The following is an 18,635-nucleotide window of genomic DNA, read 5'->3' as shown; positions in this document are numbered from 1 at the left end:
TTCGTATAACTACATCATAGCAAATGACAGGATAGTTGATTTTAAAATCTGCTCCTACCTTATGCCACAAGTAAAATCTGAGAAATAGTGAAAATAGTATTAAGACAGATTAATAATGTATCACTATTTTATCAGGTAAATATCTTTATTTGATAAGGATATATGTCTATCAAACCACTGCCTAAGTGGTATTTTTTAAGTCTGTATCTGACAGATGAATACGCTGACTACATTATAGGCTTTGGTTATACCTATTTCTTTATTCTGTTATCTTCATACTTCTAAAAGTCAGAGCATATAATCCAGCGACTAGTTTCTACCTGTTGTGGGATGAGTTTGACTGTTGTCACTTACTATGAGATATTTTATTGTTTGTATTGTTGTGTTGTGTGTACTTTTGGAGGTGCAGGCACAGCAAATTGGTAACCATCAGGCTCCAGGAGTGGGGAATCCTCTTATTCCTGGCTATTTTGCAGATCCTACCGTCAAAAAATTTGGTGATACCTACTACATCTATGCTACCACTGACGGAAATGGAGGTGGTTTTGGTCCTTCACAGGTATGGGTGTCAAAAGACTTTGTCAACTGGACTATGCAGCCTATGAACTGGCCTACTACTCCACATTTCTGGGCACCAGATGTAACACAAGGCAATGATGGAAAATACTATATGTATTATTGCCAGCCTACAGTTGAAATCTATGGAGCTTCCGGAAAAACGCCTGTAGGACCCTGGACACCATTGTATGAAGATGAGAAGCCTATTGTCAAAAACTATCAGGTTACAGATGTGATTACATTGGATGGACAAACTTTTCGGGACGATGATGGAAAATTTTATATGTTTTGGGGGACATGGGGCATTTACCCCAATAGTGGGTGTGGAATAGGCTTGCTGAATGATGATATGAAAAGCTTCAGTAAAATGATCAAGTTGCCTAATACTATCGCAAAAGATTTCTTTGAAGCCCCTTTTATGTTTAAACGTAATGGGATCTATTATTTACTGTATTCTTCAGGCCGTTGCGAAGACCATACCTATCGGGTACAATATGTTTTTAGCAAAACGGGACCTATGGGGCCATTTGAATATGGCAAAACAAACCCGATTCTGGTCACTAACACAGATGGTACAGTGCATGGACCGGGACATCAGTCTGTGATTGAGCATAAAGAAAGCTATTACTTAGTTTATCATCGGCATAATAATCCCCATTCCAATGGCGGATATCACCGTCAGGTATGTGCTGACAAAATGGTATTTGATGCTGAAGGAAATATTGAGAAAATAGTACCTACTCATACAGGCATTGGCCCTCTAGGGCCATTAGAAGAAACAGCTCCTAATCTGGCTTTTGCAAAGTCAGTAACAGCTTCCTCTTATTATGATGCAGATTTCAAACCAGAGTTTGCGGTAGATGATAACAACGGTACTTTATGGAAACCTCGTGATAATACCAGTGATACATGGTTACAGATTGATCTGGGAAGTATACAACCTGTAAAACGTATTCATACACAATTTGAATATGCGACATGGTATTATCAATATCTATGGGAGTATTCACTGGATGGAAAACAATGGACTGTGTATATCGATCAGCGGAAGAATACAAAGGTAGGTAGTCCAATGGTAGATGTAGGAAATGTAAAAGCCCGTTACCTACGATTAACCATTACAGACACCCAATATCCTGGTTTAAATAAAGCTGTCTGGAATATTAAAGTCTATTCTACAGATAGACAGGTAGTAGCACCTGGTCAGCAACCTGTTATGGCTGCTCATCAACCAGTGACCCGGAAAGGGTTGTTACTGGATTTAAGTGTAGACTCATTACCATTAGGAAAACTAGTCCATGAGTGGAGTAATACAGGAAATCTGGAAGGTACTATACATGTTGCATCAACCCGTATTCCGCATGTAGACCTGATTGCAGGACGAAAGGCTCTTATATTTTCAGGGAGAGAATATTTTCAATCAAGTGTGAATGCACTGCCCTCATTAGCTGGAAATAGTCCATGGACAGTAGCTATGTGGATATATAATCCGGAAATAGGAGAGGAGGAGCCTGTTGTTTGCTGGACACCACGAGGTGGACGTGACCTGAGTAACGTATCAATAGGGTATGGCCGTAACCGGAACTGGGGAGCTGTGGCACATTGGGGATGGCCGGATTTGCCTTATAAATCCTTGCCGGAAGCAACTCAATGGCATCATATAGCTATTACGTTTGATGGTACTATGGAACGTATATATGTGGATGGGAAGCAGGATCAGGAAGATCGCCGGATGTTATTTGTACAATCAGATCAACCATTGGTAATTGGTGCAAATGGAGATAAAACTGCTTTCTTTTCCGGTGCACTCTCTTCGTTGAAAGTCTATGATAAGCCTTTGTCTAAAGACGAGGTAATTGCATTGTCACAACAGGAAAATGAATCGCATGTATTGGTAAGTTTAATGGCAACCAAATTGGTTTATGGCTCTACCTCCAAGATTGTAAATGAAGGGTATGGAGCAAGTGAATTCATTGTGAATAAAGGATCTGTAGTTGTAAAAGATCTCAATGAAAAGATAGCCATTGTAATACCTCCTGGCATTTCTTTGGACTGGAAAGGACAGGCAGTCTCCAGATTACAGAAGAGCTATTCAACTATAATGGTTGCTATGTCTGGTAAAGGATGGATACAACAGATTGAAGTACATCAGAATCAGACAATAAAAAAATATATCAATGGAGTTCTTACTAAAACACAACCTATTTCTGGTAGTGAAAATTCTTTGTCGGGTATTTCACTAAGCAATCTAAATCTCACATCTTATCAGATATATGATTACCCGTTTGCTGAAGGAGAGATTAAAACATTCTTTACAGAATGGAAAAACTCTTCTGTTAAACTGGCAAAGCCATTCTTCCAATTAAAGCCGAAAGCCATCAGTCCTCAAATGGTTCAAATGTCTGCAGGTAATACAGCACCTGGAGTACAATACTGGTTTGAAGAGACTGGTACTAAAAAAGCCAGTGGCTGGCTGGATGACCCTGTGTATATGGTATATGGGTTACAACCTAACCAGAAATATAACTACACAGTGAAAGTACGGGATGCGTTTGGCAATGTATCATTGGCGTCAGATCCTGTTTCTGTAAATACGATGACTAACCAATTTATCATTAAACAGGATGTATTTGAGACGGAGAAAGATTTTCTGAAAGAAGGAGTTAATACTACTATATGGGATGGATATATAGGAAAGAACTTGGATGAGACTGCTTTGGCTATTACTAGTAAAGCCGATCACTTACATTTGGAATCAAGTGACTCCAGATGGGATGAAACAACTCCTAAGGGGCCATTTCTATATAAGAATGTGACTGGAGACTTTGTGGTACAAGTAGAGATTGTCGATGTGAGTGGATTAAAAGAGAAAAAAGCAAATGGAGCCAATGATGTAGGACTTATGGTCCGCTTACCTCAAGAAGACAGAAAGACTGGAGAAAGTCTGATTCAGAGCAGTATTTTTCCGGGGTGGGGAGTAGGAAATATGGTTACCAACCTTTCTGTTAAAGGACGAGAACAAACCAACAATCAGTCTGCCTGGGAATTTGACCAATATTTACAGATACAACGTATGGGGGACTCCTTTTATCTGCGTAGTAGTAAGGACGGTATTCTATGGAAGGATTTACCTGGGAGCCCAATACAACGTCCTGACTGGACTGGTAAGTCAGTTCAGGTTGGTTTATATCAGGCTACCTATGGAAAAAGGCAGGGATATGGGGAATTCCAGAAGTTTGAATTAATCATTCCTGTTAAGATTTCACGATAAGTAAAAATGACATATATATAACAGGATAGTCCATTCAACTGCCTTGTTTTTATATGTATGTTTATTTTTCATATTTTTTCAAAAACGTAAGTCGCTGGCTTACCTGCCTGATCCATTCTCGCGCCATAAGTTCATGTCCGGGTACTGTAGGGTGTATACCATCCCAGATCCAGTAATCTAGAGGCGCCCGCTTAACTGCCTGATCGAATACAGGCTGGAAGTTTACAAGAACTGCCTGATATTCATTGGCCAGCTTTTCCACTACTTTTTGCCGGGCCAGAACATCTTCATGCCATCGTATCCATTGTTCTTTTACTTTTTTGAGAGGTAGTACAAATGGAGAGCATAGTACAAAAATAACATCCGGAAATTTCTCTTTCGTTTGGGTTAGTAACATACGATATATACTCTCAAATTTATCTATCGTAATGCCTGGTTTCTGGCCAATTGCTGCATAGCTATCATTGATCCCTATTAGAATGCTGAGTACATCTGGCTGTAGATCCAATGTATCAGTTTGCCAGCGGAGGGCTAGATCTGCTACTGTATTGCCACTAATACCTCTATTGAAAAATAGCAGATTTTTGTCTGGAAAATCGGCCCCTACACGACTGGCAACCGAAAAAGCATACCCATGTCCCATGATATGATTAGGATCATCATTACGGCCACGATTGCCATCTGTAATCGAGTCTCCCTGAAATAGTATAACTAATCCTTTTTTAGGAGGTATATGTCTAAATGCGTTTTCAGATGCGAGAGAAATAGGCGAAAGGCCAGAGGTTAAACTTACTCCTGCAAAGGTTATTTTCTTAAGAAAGCTTCTTCTTGTATTGGTTGAAGTGGTACTAGTTATATCCATAAAGGTAGATTTTCTCTTGAGACAGAATCCTGAAATGTATTTTTATTCTTTATCTGCTTGGCAAACTTGTGTATACATATCATCAAAATCTTTATTTTTAAGTTCTACTGCCAGCTTGGAATGCTTTTCTTCTATACCTTTCAGTAAATGAATACAAAGTTGAATAGAATCCTCATCCAGATCTCCTAAAACCATCTCGCTGGCTTTTGAAGCATACTCATAGCAATCTGCCAGTGTTTTCTTTCCTTTCTCTGATAAACTAATAAGTTTAGCTCTTCCATCTCTTTCATCTGCACGTTCCTGAATCAGGTGTTCTTTCTGTAGGCGTGTTATAGCTTCCATGCCTGTTGTATATTCCATCAACAAATAATTGATCAGTTCTGTTTTACGTACTTCACCTAAAAATGCGAGCCCGTTAAGAAAATAAAACAAGTCAGGAGAGGGTAAATTTGTCTTGTTCATTGCTGCCTTGTGATAAAGGCTAAATGCACTGGTTATACGCCCTAGCGTTTTAAGCAGCAACCCTCTGCTTTGAACACCTGCTGGGTGGGATTGTTTATTTTGAGAAAGGTAGAATCTGCAAAAGTCATCCAGATTTGAATTTGGGTGCTTCTGTTCAAATGCGTCCCAGGCTATTAGAAGTTGTACTGCTTTATTCATATTACTAAAGATATATCGAAAACGATGTAAATATACAAAATAAATAGTGAAACTATTGTATTTTATATCTAAATGGATGTATATTTGTGTGTTATACATCTATTTAGATATAAATATGAGCCGTAAACTAATTTTTGGTATTTATCCGGGTGGGACTTCCGGTACAGAAGCAGGATTAACTATAGCAAAGCCAGATAATGCTATTCTAGTAAATGATGCTTTGGCAAAGTTGCAGGGTAGTCATTCTCTGTTTTTGGTAAGATGTTATACTAGCTTTGGTAGTGCTAATGAATGGACTCCAGCAAATCCCCTACAATATGTTAATAATGGAAGGAAGATGGATTTAGTAGTAGGATACCAATCCAAGGACGGTGATGTAGAGGGATGGATAGATTTTATAAGAAATATAATTAACCAGTATGGGAGATATTTAGCAAAAGTGCAGATTACAGAAGAGCCGAATCTGCACAATATCCCTGTTGTAGATGGGGACTATCCTAGAGTCAGGGAAGCGGTGGTTGAGGGGGTAATTGCTGCAAAAGAAGTAATTCGAAAAATAGGATTAAGTATTGAGGTTGGCTTTAATGCTGTTCCAACATTCGATCCTGCAAATGATTTTTGGAGAGAGATTGGCCGATTAGCTACACCTGCATTTTATGAATCGCTGGATTATGTGGGATTAGATTTCTTTCCGGATGTATTCCGTCCTGTGGCTCTCGATGAATTGAAAGAGGCTGTTTGGTTTGTATTGAATCATTTCAGGTATACCAGTATGGCAGAGGCAAATATTCCATTTACAATACCTATACATATTACTGAGAATGGATGGGCAACTTCTCCTGAACGTTCAGCAGAGAAACAGGCAAAGGTACTTGAATGTGTGATACGGGCGATTCATGAATACCAGATAGAAATGAATGTGACGCATTATGAGTTGTTTGGCCTCCGAGATGCAGATTCTCAGAACCCTAACATATTTCATCAGTTTGGTATTATGCAGGATGACTATTTACCAAAACCTGCCTTTGCTATGTATCAAAGACTTATAGCCGAATTGGGCAATAGAGATATTTCTTTGTGATAAGCATACTTGCCAGATAATTGTGTCTGACAAGTATACAGGCTGAGTTATGTAGTTGGACTCTGGTTAAATTTATCCAGCAGATAGGTATAAAAGTGATCTTTGTTAACTCCTGTCGCAATCGTAACCCACTGTCCGGAACCTGGTTTTCTATAAGTTCTACCCGCACCTGGTCCGGAAGATAAAATGTCTATTTCAATAGTTTCTGTAGTAAAGGCTTCCGGAATAGCCAGATAGCTGGTCGCTAATACATCCCACATAAAATAAGTATAGTCATAAGATGGGATGGTATCTATGGTAGTTGCCCAGAATTGTCCAGCCAGGTCTGAATAAAAGTGATTGGATTGTAATGCCAGACGTTTCAAAAAATCAAATGTTACAGGAACTGCATTCGTTGCATCCAATGGAATAAATGTAAGCGGCAAAGAATATTGCAGAAGCTTGGCAGAAGAAATAGGGTCCCAGAATACATTCCATTCGGCTGTTCCATCATGGTTAAAGGTTCTTACGTTTCCAACCACATCTATTGCTCCTGCCATCCATACTACACTACCTATTTTTTGTGCCAGAGATGGCTCTTGCGCCAGTACCTGGACTAAGTTGGTACAAGGACCTGTCAGCAATATGCTTACAGGAGCTTCTGCCTCTTTTAACTTTTGAGTGAGCAATACCTGGCTTGATACAACTGTAGATACAGAAGCCGTGGTATCAATATTGATAAGTAAAGGAAGCGCATTTAATATTTTGGGTCTGGCCCTCCACTCTGAAGGAAATGCATTAATACCATGTAAATTGCCCAAGCCAACAGGTATATCTAATCTACCTGCTTTTGACAATAGTTTTAATGTAGTTTCTACTGCATTTTCTCCATAACAATCTGCAGGTGTGATAGAAACCCCTATTAGGTCAACATGATCCATCAAAAGTAGTAATACCATAGATAGAAAATCATCAGCAGAGCCATCGTGATCTAATAGAACAGAAATTTTAGCAGAAGTTGTCATGCTCATTGAATAAGTTGGTTCGTAAAGTGGAATGGTATATCAATTAGTAATAGGCAGACGTAAATAACTTAGCTAAATAGGAAAAATAATTGATAGTATTCTTATCTTTTTCTATCTGTGGATCTGTATAAGGTTAATTGTAGATTCTCTTTTCTCTAAAAAATAAAATCGCCTTACCGATAATCCTTAAGTAAAGGGTGTTCCTGTATTTTCTATTGCAATTATTCTATAGATTATAGTATTTATTACTTGGCTGTAGAGAATAGCTATCTGAATAAGATCTAAATTCTATTAAGGCAGATTATTTATATACTATAAAGTTTGAGGTAAGATTTTATATGAATAAGAGGTTATTATTTATATAGAAAATATGAAATTGAAACATGAAAGAGTCTAATCTCTTTGTTGTACAGACAAATTAAGTAAATTTGCTAACAGTAACTGTTGGTATAGTAGTCCAAATGCAGTTGTTTTTTAAGTCACACTATCTTTCCTCGCTGTTACTATGATTATTATGCAGAAAATGACAATCCATCCGGGGCTGATCATAAAAAGTTATTTAACTCAGGGACAGATTTCTTCATCGTTCGCAGCTCAGAAAATGGGTATGCACGCAAGTCAGTTTTGTGATATACTGAATGGGAAGAGAGATTTGAATAGCCGTGTTGCCTTATTATTGGAACAGGAGTTCGGTTATTCGGCACGAGAGTTAATGCATTTGCAGGCTGAATATGATCTGGAAAAAGAACGGAACCTGTTGACTAAGCAGGGATTATTACCGTAACTTCATCTTTGTTTAAAAGAGAACCCTCCCTTATCCAGTCATATTGATCGGATAAGGGAGGATATAAATTTTGGGGATTATTTTAATTCTTTGATTTTAATATTTCTTAGATAGATAGGTGCTCCTGCATGTTTACCTTGAAAACCAATATGGCCTTTTAGTGGTAGTTCTGCCAGCGGATTGCTTAACCAGGATGGGATTTCGCTGCCATCTGGATTGGTTTTACCAGAAGTGAATTTGCTCATATCACATTCATTTACCAGTTCTCCATTTAATACTACCCAGATTTTTCTCTCCACACAGGTTACCGTATAGTGATTCCACTCACCTGCTTTCTTCACTGCTTTTTTGCTTGCTGCCTGGTGCCCAAATACAGCTCCACATTGCCAGTTGGCAGGGGCTTTAGACCATTGTTCTGAATAATCATCTGCTATTTGTATTTCTACGGAATTTGGTATCCAGTCTTCCAGATTACTGGTGTGCACAATTACTCCACTGTTAGTTCCGTCTGCATTTTTAAATTCGAGATCCAGTATAAAGTTCTCATACATATTTTTGCTCCAAAGGGCCTGATCTTCCGTTGCAGTAAATACTCCTTCTGATACACTCCATATTCCTTTAGGATAAATAGCATTGGAAAGGTCTGCTGTAAACAGATCATGCCAGCCTTTTTGAGTGATATTTGGATGTTTGGTGTAGGCTTTCTGCGCAAATGAGGTGTACACACTACATAGAATAAGAACAATAAGAAAGCTTTTTTTCATGAAAGTAAAGTAGAAATTAAGTTAGTGCAACAAAAATAGAACTCCTTTTACTATTTGAGAAAAGAGTTTACACTTTTGTATATAGCTTTTTAATTTTTGGCACTATTCCTGTGTAGACTTATATAATTTATTGAGGTATTGGCGATTTAAGTAGGTATTTGGTTTTTTATAGCGATCTGAGAAGAGATTCGAAGTGATTTTGGATTCACAAATAAGTAAATAAATGCAGCAATAATAATTACCTGAAAGTTGCTTGAGTATTTGTTTGGCAAGTTTGAGAGCTGAAGGAGAAAATACTATAAATAGGGATAATGCTAATAAAAAATATAATATTCTCTGAATAATTCTCCTATTTGATGTATCTTTCGGGGAAATAGGAAATTTTTTTGTTAACATCTTCTCTACCTTTTCAGATGAGGCAGGTAAGATTAACAAAAAAGGATATTTCTGTTACGAAAGACATTTTTGGAGTGTCTGAACAAGGCCTATATAAAACCAATCTCTTTATTACAACTCCTAAACAATGAAAAGAAGAGCAGCCCTGAAAAATGTGGCAGTGGCTTTTGGCGGACTGGTAAGCCTTCCTGCCTGGGCCGAAAATTGGAACGAAAGATCTGTATCCCTTAGTTCATCGTATTTTTCTCCTAAAGAAAGTGTGTTACTGGCGGAAGTTGCCGAGACAATCATCCCGGTTACAGATACGCCTGGTGCAAAAGAATTGGGCGTACACAATTTTATTCAGAAGATCGTAGCCGATTGTATGGATAAGAAGAACCAGGAATTTTTCGCCAGTGGTTTGGCTGCTGTAGATACAGCGGCGCAAAAGAAGTTTACCAAGTCATTTGCTTCCTGTGATACCGGACAACGAATCAGTGTATTAAACGAAATGGAAGCCAGCCCTGATCAGAAGGGTTTTTATTCAATGGTAAAAGGGCTGACCATTCGTGGATATCTGACTTCTGAATATGTGATGACTAATCTTACCCACTATGAAATGGTTCCCGGTCATTATTATGGCTGTGTTCCTGTTTCTCCTAAAAAATAATCTACCAAAGAAATGGCAAATATCGCAATAGATGCAATAAAAGAAGTTACCTACGATGCTATTGTAATCGGATCAGGTATTAGTGGTGGCTGGGCTGCAAAAGAACTAACAGGTAAAGGGCTTCGGACACTGGTATTGGAACGTGGAAGAGATGTAAAACATATAGTGGATTATCCTACTACAGTGACTAATCCATGGGAATTTGAGCACAGAGGACAATTGCCTCTTGAAATTCGTGAACAGAATCCTATTGTGAGTAAGTGTTACGCTTTTTATGAGGGTACTACACACTTTTTTGTAAAAGATGCTGAACATCCGTATGTACAGGAAAAACCGTTTGACTGGATAAGAGGCTATCAGGTAGGAGGGAAGTCTTTGCTTTGGGCTCGCCAAACACAACGGTGGAGTGACTTTGACTTTGAAGGCCCGGCTCGGGATGGATTTGCTGTAGACTGGCCTATCCGATATGCTGATCTGGCTCCCTGGTATAGTTATGTAGAGAAGTTTGCAGGTATCAGTGGAAACAAAGATGGATTGGCTACATTACCGGATGGCGAGTTCTTACCTCCTCATGAGTGGAACTGTGTAGAAAGCTATTTTCAGAAGCAGGTGGCTGGCCATTATAAGGATCGTCATGTAATTATGGGACGTGCGGCTCATATTACCAAGCCTCAACCTATTCACTTTCAACAAGGTCGTGCTCAATGCCAGCATCGTACCATTTGTGAACGTGGTTGTCCGTATGGCGGGTATTTTAGCAGCAATGCTTCAACTATTCCGTGGGCTGCTAAAACTGGTAAAATGACACTACGCCCTAATTCAGTAGTGCATTCCATTATCTATGATGAGAAAAAAGGCAAAGCGGTAGGAGTAAGAGTAGTAGATGCTACTACTCATAAAATGATGGAGTTTTATGCACGTATTATCTTTGTGAATGCTGCTGCATTAAACACCAACCTGGTTTTATTAAACTCTACTTCCAGTCGTTTTCCTAATGGATTAGGCAACGATAGTGGTGTATTAGGAAAATATGTAGCCTTCCACAATTACAGAGCACGTATCTCTGGCGAATATGATGGAATGCTGGAATCTACTACAGATGGTCGTCGCCCAAATAGCCCTTATATACCACGGTTCCGGAATGTATATAAACAGGAGATGGACTTTCTGCGTGGATATGCGGCAGGATTTAGTGCCGGACGTATGAGTCATACCAATCAGGATGGGATTGGTGCAAGCCTGAAAGCGAATCTGGTGAAACCTATTCTGGATGGATGGTATGTAGGCTCTCACATGATGGGAGAAACCATTCCAAAAGAAAGCAATTTTGTGGCACTAGATGGCAATCTGAAAGACCCATTTGGCATTCCTCAATTGCGTATTTCTGTAGGATATGATGACAATGATGATAAAATGGTGAAAGATTATATTGAGCAGATGACGGAGATGTTTACCATTGCTGGTTTCAAAAACATCAAAGCTACAGACTCCAAACAAGCTGCAGGATTGGATATTCATGAAATGGGAGGTGTGCGTATGGGAAAAGATCCTAAAACGTCTATCCTGAACAAATGGAACCAAATACATGCCTGTAAGAACGTATTTGTAACAGATGGAGCTTGTATGACTTCTACTTCCACACAAAATCCATCATTGACCTATATGGCTATGACTGCCCGTGCTGCTGACTATGCCGTAAAAGAAATGAAAAAAGGTACTATATAAGATAAATGTAAAATCCTTAACAAAGCGTCCTGCCAGTACTATAGTACTGGCAGGACGCTTTGTTTTATCTGTTTTTTCGTATAAGTTCCAGATGTATTTTTTTCTTGATCACAACTTTGTTTCGATCTCTTCTTCTCATCATTTACATAAATTTTATTCATGAAAGGAAAATATCAGAATTCTGATAATGCTTCTGAAATAGTAGCTTAGTGACTCCATCTCTGGATTATCAAAATTTCAGTCGTCTTGTCCGTTGAACAGAACTTTGCTCAACTACTTTTATGACCAGAATGTTTTTTGTATAAGCGCCTTGGTTGAAAAGTAAAGAAGTATTTTAACAAGATAGTTTGTTGGTCAGATAAAGGATGGATTCGTCCTTCTACTTGCCGGTTCGATAACAGATTCTCATTCCATACAAGGTAGAGATCGTGCCCATCTCCAAAATTATATCGGAAGCGGGCATTGGTAAAGAACTTTTGTTCATTGCTATTGTATTGAATATTTAGACTCGCTGAAAAATGAAGATCTAGAGCATAACTAACTTTCAATCTTCCAATGTGAATGGTATTGTATAAATCTTTATCTGGAAAACGAAGGTAGGTAAGATCATATCCTGTCTGTATCTCCAGATGTTTGCCCATGCTGAAAATAGGGCTGAAGCTGAAGAAAAATTTACGACCCCCATAAAAGCTACCTTCTCCTATTCCAACTGGTAACCTAATCTTATGGGCAAGTGGAGGTAAAATAAGCAAAGATGCTGAGGAGAAGTTATAACGCCCTGGTACAATAACTACCTTTTTGCCAAACTCTAATGTGTCTGTAAGATACTCGTAATAGGTTACAACAGATACATTCCAACTGGTTCCCAGAAATGTATTGGCATTCCATGACATTCCTGCTGTAAGACTTTCTAATTTCCCTGTTTGTGCATTCCAGTAGCTATTACCTTGAGCCAGTGTCCATCTCTGGTACTGGAACAGACCTTTTCGACCCTTGGAAAACTTGCCAAAATGAAGTGCACCAGCTATTGCGTGAAAGTTCGTTCGATCTACAAATCCAACTTCCGGATTAAAGTCTTTTCCTGAGAATATATAATTGAGACGGTGTATCCATCCTGTTCTCTTCCGATTTTCCCACAGTACAGATAATCGACTTTGGCCTATGGCATTTGCTTTTGATTTACCTGAAGTATAGGTTACTGTATTAGCCAGTGAAAATAAGAGATACTGATTTTTGACAATGTTGAGCAGTGCATCTGCTCCATAGGTATAATTCTGTTCTTTGGCACTAATACGACTGGTAAACATCATTCCTGCAAAGCTTCGATCATTTACTACTTTATGTCTGAGGCGAAATACACCAAAATTCTCTGTAGCTGATGTGTTGGCAGCCTCTGAGGAAGAAGATGTTGATTGCATTGTCAATAAACCAATATCTGTTCGAGTTCCTAACTTGCCTGTAAGACGAAGGCCGCCATAAATTTGAGTAAGCTTACCATCATCGATTCCAATGCGTCTGCTGTAAAATAATTGGCTTGCATCACCCAGATTAAATTCAAATAACCCTGCTTGTTCCTGAAAGAATAACCGTCGTTCGGGAAAGAAAAGGCTAAACCGACTTAGGTTTACCTGTTGTATATCTGCTTCCGCCTGGGCAAAGTCTGGATTAATAGTTGCATCAAGTGTCAGATAAGGCGAAACTCCAATTTTAGCATCAAGGCCAAGTTGTATAGTATTTTTTCGATCTGGTATAAAGTTATTTTTATTTTCATGCCATAGTTGTTGTCGGGAGGTACTTGTAGCTATGTATGGAGTGAGCAGAAAAAGAGAAGGATGGGGGAGATCCTTAAATAGGACGGGTTGTTTAACAGATGGTTTGGTAATCGCATCAATGACATTGCGTGAAATCGCAGGAAATTGATGATATTCCTGTATGTATTGAATGGCACGAGTAGCACTAATAGCCATTTTTACTTCCCCATTGGCTCCTTCACGAAAACGAAGATTATATAAAGGAATCTTTAATTCAAAGAACCAACCTTCTTTGTTTATTACTGTTTTTGCTTCCCAAATCATATTATAGGCACTGTTAAACGTACTGCTTCCCAGTTCGATTGCGTCATTTGAAACCGCCATATCATAGCGACTCCCCAAGGGATAAATAGAAAAAACGAGTGCATTCTGATGGTCGAAGCGAGAGTCAAACTGAATAGTTACCCAGTCATCTCCACGCCAGCCATCACGTGTTAATGTACGGGCTACAATGGTGCTGGAGTCTTTGGTGTAACATCTGCCAGCAACATAGACAAACTGGTTGTCGTGTGTAATAAGCAGTTCTGTTTTTTCAGTTGGCGAAGTACCCCATACAGGTTCAAACACTACAAATGGAAAGGGAGGAATAGTTTGCCAGGCAGCTTCATCACTGAGACCATCCAGTATAATGGATCCTTCCAGTTTTTGAATCTCTAAAGGAGGTTTACTAAAATAGGTTGTGTCCTGAGCATATAATACTCCTGTGAACCCTATTAGAAGGAGTGTAAGCAGATAAGTTGTAGTATGCATTGTTTTACCGTTTTTCAGCAAAAGAATGCGTCATTTATGGCTCTGAAAAATCAGACAGGGAGAGAGGTTGCAATTACAGGGTATTCGGTGAAGTGGTTTTATAACGACGGCTCATGCGAAGCTGATCACCGGTGGTTAGGGTGACTAGTGCATCTCCACTGGACTGGGCCTGTATTTTATGAACATACTTGCGATTGACAATTATAGAACGATGTATTCGTTGAAAATCGACAGGATCAAGTTGTGTTTCCAGTGATCGAAGAGATTGGTAATTGACAAATTTTCCAAGTTCGGACACAAATGTTACAGTGTTGTTGTCAGACTCTATCCAGAATATCTTCTGTGTAGGTATATGTGTGGTGACAGATCCATTTTTGACAGAAACGGTAGTTATAAAGGAAATGTTTTCAGAATAGGATTCTTCAGATTGAAAATTTATGGAAGAAGTTGTATCATAAGATGATTGAAATTGCAATGACATGTAGGTAAGTCCAACTATACACCAATAGCAAACGAAGTTAATCAGGATGTTATTTTGAAGTACATTAAATGTCCAACTTGTTTGATTGTCTGTGCACCCAAAGACTAAGCATAAAAATGCATTGATACTAAATCGCACAAAAATCTGATTGATAATGCATACCACAAGACCTGCCAGCAGACTTTTTACCCAAAGGAATTGTTTGCTAAAGTAGCGTTGGGTTTGTTTGCTAAGGAAGGGTATTGCTAGAGCCCAAAAGATCATACCACTAAGCCAGGTAACAAAGGTTCTGACTGTGCAGATATCACCTATTTTTACCTGAAAGATATACGCAAGTCCAGCAGAGAGAGACAAAAGAATGGCAATGATTCCCAGACAATTACGGGATATAATATTTGAAGGAACCAAGTGACTGTTTGCTAACATTGGCTGAATATAGAGTAGAACAAGGTAAAAGGAATACCCTTCAAAATAATAGAAAATAGTACTGGATTTTTGGAAAAATGAACAAACGGTGCAAACACAGGATGAGGAATAAATGGAGTGTCTGATCTCCAGATAATAGAATTATGAGGGAGCGGTTATTCAATAAAATGTAAGAAGTATTCTAACTTATTTATTTTATAACAAAAATAAATAAGTTAGAATACCTGTAAAAGAGAAAATGTCTACCCTATCACAAGGTAGAAGGACATATATAACTAGTCTTAGGTATGTTGGTTTGTGCAATGGCTTTAAATCCACCAGCCACATCAATGACCTGGTCATATCCTCTGGCTTTGAGAATCGAAGCAGCAATCATAGACCGATATCCTCCTGCACAATGAATATAAACGGGCTCTGCTTTGGAAAACTCAGCCATATGTTCACTCAGATAGGCTAACGGTACATTCTCCGCTCCTTCCATATGCTCTGCTTCATATTCACTTTGCTTACGCACATCTTTTACCTGTAAGTTACCGTTCTGAAAGCGGGAAGCAAATTCATCGGCAGAGATTGATTCAATCTGATCGATTTCTTTTCCAGCATCTTTCCATGCCTGTATTCCTCCCTGCAAATATCCCAATGTATGATCATACCCTACTCTGGACAAACGAGTAACCACTTCTTCTTCTCTGCCTGCTTCCACTACCAGCACAATGGGTTGATTGATGTCAGTGATCAATGTGCCTACCCAGGGCGCAAAATCGCCATCAATGCCAATGTTGATCGAATTGGGGATGAAATCGTCTTTGAATACCTGAGGCTTTCGGGTATCGAGAATCAAAGCATGCTGTTCGTTGACGACTAGTTCGAATGTATCTGCATTCAGAGGAGTCAATCCTCGCGATACAACCTTTTCTACACTTTCATACCCTTCTTTATTAAGCTGCACATTCTGTGGGAAATAGTAAGGAGGAGGCAATAATCCATCGGTTACTTCTTTGATAAACTGCTCCTTGTTAGTAGCTTTCAGAGCATAGTTGGTTTGTTTCTGATGGCCCAGCGTATCGGAAGTTTCCTTACTCATATTCTTACCACAGGCACTGCCTGCTCCATGGGCTGGATAGACAATCACGTCATCAGGTAAAGGCATCAGTTTAGTGTGTAATGAATCATACAGATACCCAGCCAGATCTTCCATGGTCAAACTTGATTTCTGAGCCAGATCCGGGCGTCCTACATCCCCAATAAAAAGGGTATCTCCGGTAAAGACTGCCTGATAGTTGCCTTGAGCATCAATCAACAGAAAACAGCTCGATTCCAAGGTATGTCCAGGGGTGTGAAGGACACGAATGGTCAGTTCTCCGAGTTGAAACTGTTGATTATCTTTAGCAATGACGGCTTCAAAAGCAGGATTGGCATTAGGTCCATAGATGATAGAAGCTCCGGTTTGTTTGGCCAGATCCAGGTGACCGGAAACGAAGTCTGCATGAAAGTGAGTTTCAAAGATGTATTTGATGGTAGCTCCGTTGCGTTTGGCTCGTTGCAGATAGGGTTGCACCTCCCGCAAGGGATCGATTACAGCCGCTTCTCCCTTGCTTTCGATGTAGTAAGCTCCCTGGGCTAAACATCCTGTATAGATTTGTTCTATTAGCATGGTTAGGTTTTGTTTGATGAAGAATGACACATTTGGATATCTATAAATACTATGACCGAAATACTCTCAAGCCATAGATAGCTACTCTCAAATTGGTTTATCGTTTACTAAAAGTCGTTATGATTCTATGATTGTAAGACTGTTTATGTAGTAATTATCATTATTTCAGAAATAACTCTTTTACAATTATATAAAGACCCATTACTAACACAAACCAGCCAAAAGCAGGTTTAAGCTGTGTACCACTAATTTTAAAAGAAAGCCGGCTCCCAATCAGAATTCCAACCAGTGAAATAGCTGAGAATACAAGTAAAAATTTCCAGTCAATTACATCGCCCCAATGAAGACTGCCTATAAAACCAACTAATGCATTTAATGCAATAATAACCAGAGAGGTTCCAATAGCTTGTTTCATGGATAGATGCGTTAACAAAACCAGAGCAGGTACAATAAGAAATCCACCACCTGCACCGACCAAACCTGTTATTCCACCTACCAGTATCCCTTCCAATATAATTACTGGATAACGCAAAGATGCCTCTTCCTGTTCCTCTTTTTGCAATAGCCTTGGTTTATGTATCATAGAATAAGAAGCTAGTAGCATAACTATAGCAAAGAATATGAGTAGAAAAATAGATTTTGTTACTATAAAGTGACCTATAGTTCCCAATGTTTCAGGGATCAGTGGTACTATTAGATGTCTGGTAGTATAAACACTCAAAAGAGAGGGAATACCAAACAGCACTACAGCTCGCCAATGAATATTGCCACGCGAAATATGACTAAATGAACCTATCAGACTGGTTAAGCCAACAATGAATAATGAATAAGAAGTTGCTACAACACTGTCTATGGCAAAAAGATATACTAGAATAGGAACAGTGAGAATCGATCCTCCCCCTCCAATCAATCCAAGAGACATTCCCATTAATAAAGCACCCAAATAACCAATGGTTTCCATGCTTATACAGCAATATAGTATCAATTAAAAAATAGACAGTATTATCTACACTAATTTTATAGAGATTATCGATTATATGAAGAAGTTTTCATATACTAAAGCAAAAAAACAGCTGTTTTTATAGCTGTTCTTTCGCTTTACAGATTACCTACAGAGAACAATCACAATTTTCAATACAAGCAATCAATTTCAGTATGTCCTTATTTTTAAGAGAATAATAGACATTCTGCCCTTCTTTTACATGGTGAAGAATTCCTCGTTGTTTCAGTACAATCAAGTGGTGAGATAAAAGTGATTGCTCACAGTCCAGAATCTCACACATGTCATTCACACTCATACGTTCCTGTGTGCCTAATAAATCGATCACTGCCAGACGTGTAGGATGCGCAACTGTTTTCAGAATGGTTGCCACTTTTTCCAGTCTTTCTCTATTGATCTGAATAGTTGGTTTCATCTGTGCCATAATAGTCTAGACAACTTCTTTAGCACAAAGGTATATAGTAAAGTGTATATGAAGAAACATTCATGTATATTTTATGAGAGATGGTTGTTGGCATAGTCTTTTATGTATAGTAGGCTAGAGAGTGATCGAGTTTTATAAAACAAAGAACGACTATGGCAGCAATTATTATTATTCTCTCTATACTCACTGTAGGTGTATATATAATAAACGTTAGTTTATTGTCCCACAAAGACAACTATAATCAATCAGATTTTAAAACATATTGGAATGGAATGCGGGAAAAGCAAGGCCGCTACACTACTGCTACTCGCAGAAGATAATACCCACAAAGAAAT

At 38.8% G+C, this 18,635-nt stretch carries 15 protein-coding genes; 6 read left to right on the top strand and 9 right to left on the bottom strand.

Going from position 1 to position 18,635, the window contains the following annotated elements; genetic code table 11:
* Positions 1–355: 355 nt before the first annotated feature.
* Positions 356–3,829: a family 43 glycosylhydrolase gene (locus QNI22_RS23995; RefSeq protein ID WP_314514397.1), complete on the top strand. Its 3,474-nt coding sequence runs from the start codon at positions 356–358 to the stop codon at positions 3,827–3,829.
* A 61-nt stretch (positions 3,830–3,890) separates the two neighbouring features.
* Here QNI22_RS23995 and QNI22_RS23990 read toward each other — a convergent pair whose 3' ends face one another.
* Both QNI22_RS23990 and QNI22_RS23985 read right to left on the bottom strand, forming a co-directional pair.
* On the bottom strand, positions 3,891–4,691 hold the full coding sequence (locus QNI22_RS23990; protein ID WP_314514396.1) for an SGNH/GDSL hydrolase family protein: 801 nt from the start codon (positions 4,689–4,691) through the stop codon (positions 3,891–3,893).
* Positions 4,692–4,733: 42 nt separating this feature from the next.
* Positions 4,734–5,351, bottom strand: coding sequence for a MarR family winged helix-turn-helix transcriptional regulator (locus QNI22_RS23985; RefSeq protein ID WP_314514395.1), 618 nt, complete (start codon positions 5,349–5,351; stop codon positions 4,734–4,736).
* A 115-nt stretch (positions 5,352–5,466) separates the two neighbouring features.
* Here QNI22_RS23985 and QNI22_RS23980 point away from each other — a divergent pair, with 115 nt between their 5' ends.
* Positions 5,467–6,432, top strand: a complete 966-nt coding sequence (locus QNI22_RS23980; RefSeq protein WP_314514394.1) for a glycoside hydrolase family protein — start codon at positions 5,467–5,469, stop codon at positions 6,430–6,432.
* Between the two features lie 47 nt (positions 6,433–6,479).
* Here QNI22_RS23980 and QNI22_RS23975 read toward each other — a convergent pair whose 3' ends face one another.
* Positions 6,480–7,436, bottom strand: coding sequence for a nucleoside hydrolase (locus tag QNI22_RS23975; RefSeq protein ID WP_314514393.1), 957 nt, complete (start codon positions 7,434–7,436; stop codon positions 6,480–6,482).
* 514 nt (positions 7,437–7,950) lie between these two features.
* On the opposite strand from QNI22_RS23975, the gene QNI22_RS23970 reads away from it, so the two are divergent.
* Positions 7,951–8,220, top strand: coding sequence for a HigA family addiction module antitoxin (locus tag QNI22_RS23970; RefSeq protein WP_314034517.1), 270 nt, complete (start codon positions 7,951–7,953; stop codon positions 8,218–8,220).
* A 77-nt stretch (positions 8,221–8,297) separates the two neighbouring features.
* Here QNI22_RS23970 and QNI22_RS23965 read toward each other — a convergent pair whose 3' ends face one another.
* The gene (locus QNI22_RS23965; RefSeq protein WP_314514392.1) at positions 8,298–8,984 is read right to left on the bottom strand and encodes a 3-keto-disaccharide hydrolase; all 687 of its coding nucleotides are present in this window, start codon (positions 8,982–8,984) and stop codon (positions 8,298–8,300) included.
* Positions 8,985–9,507: 523 nt separating this feature from the next.
* Here QNI22_RS23965 and QNI22_RS23960 point away from each other — a divergent pair.
* Both QNI22_RS23960 and QNI22_RS23955 read left to right on the top strand, forming a co-directional pair.
* On the top strand, positions 9,508–10,029 hold the full coding sequence (locus tag QNI22_RS23960) for a gluconate 2-dehydrogenase subunit 3 family protein (protein WP_314514391.1): 522 nt from the start codon (positions 9,508–9,510) through the stop codon (positions 10,027–10,029).
* Between the two features lie 12 nt (positions 10,030–10,041).
* Complete coding sequence (locus tag QNI22_RS23955; RefSeq protein WP_314514390.1) at positions 10,042–11,754, top strand: GMC oxidoreductase; 1,713 nt, start codon at positions 10,042–10,044, stop codon at positions 11,752–11,754.
* 269 nt (positions 11,755–12,023) lie between these two features.
* Here the strand turns inward: QNI22_RS23955 and QNI22_RS23950 are convergent, their stop codons facing one another.
* The 5 genes from QNI22_RS23950 to QNI22_RS23930 all read right to left on the bottom strand — a co-directional run bounded on the left by QNI22_RS23950 (position 12,024) and on the right by QNI22_RS23930 (position 18,300).
* Positions 12,024–14,315, bottom strand: a complete 2,292-nt coding sequence (locus QNI22_RS23950) for a carbohydrate binding family 9 domain-containing protein (protein ID WP_314514389.1) — start codon at positions 14,313–14,315, stop codon at positions 12,024–12,026.
* Between the two features lie 73 nt (positions 14,316–14,388).
* Positions 14,389–15,222, bottom strand: a complete 834-nt coding sequence (locus tag QNI22_RS23945) for a LytR/AlgR family response regulator transcription factor (protein ID WP_314514388.1) — start codon at positions 15,220–15,222, stop codon at positions 14,389–14,391.
* A gap of 250 nt (positions 15,223–15,472) precedes the next feature.
* Positions 15,473–16,876 carry an MBL fold metallo-hydrolase gene (locus QNI22_RS23940; protein ID WP_314514387.1) on the bottom strand — a complete coding sequence of 468 codons (1,404 nt, stop codon included), beginning with the start codon at positions 16,874–16,876 and terminating at the stop codon, positions 15,473–15,475.
* 160 nt (positions 16,877–17,036) lie between these two features.
* Positions 17,037–17,837: a sulfite exporter TauE/SafE family protein gene (locus QNI22_RS23935; RefSeq protein ID WP_314514386.1), complete on the bottom strand. Its 801-nt coding sequence runs from the start codon at positions 17,835–17,837 to the stop codon at positions 17,037–17,039.
* Positions 17,838–17,985: 148 nt separating this feature from the next.
* The gene (locus tag QNI22_RS23930) at positions 17,986–18,300 is read right to left on the bottom strand and encodes an ArsR/SmtB family transcription factor (RefSeq protein ID WP_314514385.1); all 315 of its coding nucleotides are present in this window, start codon (positions 18,298–18,300) and stop codon (positions 17,986–17,988) included.
* 152 nt (positions 18,301–18,452) lie between these two features.
* Between QNI22_RS23930 and QNI22_RS23925 the strand changes: the two genes are divergently transcribed.
* Positions 18,453–18,620, top strand: coding sequence for a hypothetical protein (locus tag QNI22_RS23925; protein ID WP_313986515.1), 168 nt, complete (start codon positions 18,453–18,455; stop codon positions 18,618–18,620).
* Positions 18,621–18,635 lie beyond the last annotated feature (15 nt).

The sequence above is a fragment of the Xanthocytophaga agilis genome, from assembly GCF_030068605.1.
In the GTDB taxonomy this organism is placed as follows: Bacteria; Bacteroidota; Bacteroidia; order Cytophagales; family 172606-1; genus Xanthocytophaga; species Xanthocytophaga agilis.
This window is presented reverse-complemented; position numbering and strand designations above follow the sequence as displayed.

Excerpts from the sequence above, each read along its gene's own strand:
- QNI22_RS23935 (WP_314514386.1), bottom strand. The coding sequence starts at position 17,837 with ATGGAAACCATTGGTTATTTGGGTGCTTTATTAATGGGAATGTCTCTT.
- QNI22_RS23925 (WP_313986515.1), top strand. The coding sequence starts at position 18,453 with ATGGCAGCAATTATTATTATTCTCTCTATACTCACTGTAGGTGTATAT.
- QNI22_RS23980 (WP_314514394.1), top strand. The coding sequence starts at position 5,467 with ATGAGCCGTAAACTAATTTTTGGTATTTATCCGGGTGGGACTTCCGGT.
- QNI22_RS23965 (WP_314514392.1), bottom strand. The coding sequence starts at position 8,984 with ATGAAAAAAAGCTTTCTTATTGTTCTTATTCTATGTAGTGTGTACACC.
- QNI22_RS23945 (WP_314514388.1), bottom strand. The coding sequence starts at position 15,222 with ATGTTAGCAAACAGTCACTTGGTTCCTTCAAATATTATATCCCGTAAT.
- QNI22_RS23950 (WP_314514389.1), bottom strand. The coding sequence starts at position 14,315 with ATGCATACTACAACTTATCTGCTTACACTCCTTCTAATAGGGTTCACA.
- QNI22_RS23960 (WP_314514391.1), top strand. The coding sequence starts at position 9,508 with ATGAAAAGAAGAGCAGCCCTGAAAAATGTGGCAGTGGCTTTTGGCGGA.
- QNI22_RS23970 (WP_314034517.1), top strand. The coding sequence starts at position 7,951 with ATGCAGAAAATGACAATCCATCCGGGGCTGATCATAAAAAGTTATTTA.
- QNI22_RS23930 (WP_314514385.1), bottom strand. The coding sequence starts at position 18,300 with ATGGCACAGATGAAACCAACTATTCAGATCAATAGAGAAAGACTGGAA.
- QNI22_RS23975 (WP_314514393.1), bottom strand. The coding sequence starts at position 7,436 with ATGACAACTTCTGCTAAAATTTCTGTTCTATTAGATCACGATGGCTCT.
- QNI22_RS23990 (WP_314514396.1), bottom strand. The coding sequence starts at position 4,691 with ATGGATATAACTAGTACCACTTCAACCAATACAAGAAGAAGCTTTCTT.
- QNI22_RS23940 (WP_314514387.1), bottom strand. The coding sequence starts at position 16,876 with ATGCTAATAGAACAAATCTATACAGGATGTTTAGCCCAGGGAGCTTAC.
- QNI22_RS23985 (WP_314514395.1), bottom strand. The coding sequence starts at position 5,351 with ATGAATAAAGCAGTACAACTTCTAATAGCCTGGGACGCATTTGAACAG.
- QNI22_RS23995 (WP_314514397.1), top strand. The coding sequence starts at position 356 with ATGAGATATTTTATTGTTTGTATTGTTGTGTTGTGTGTACTTTTGGAG.
- QNI22_RS23955 (WP_314514390.1), top strand. The coding sequence starts at position 10,042 with ATGGCAAATATCGCAATAGATGCAATAAAAGAAGTTACCTACGATGCT.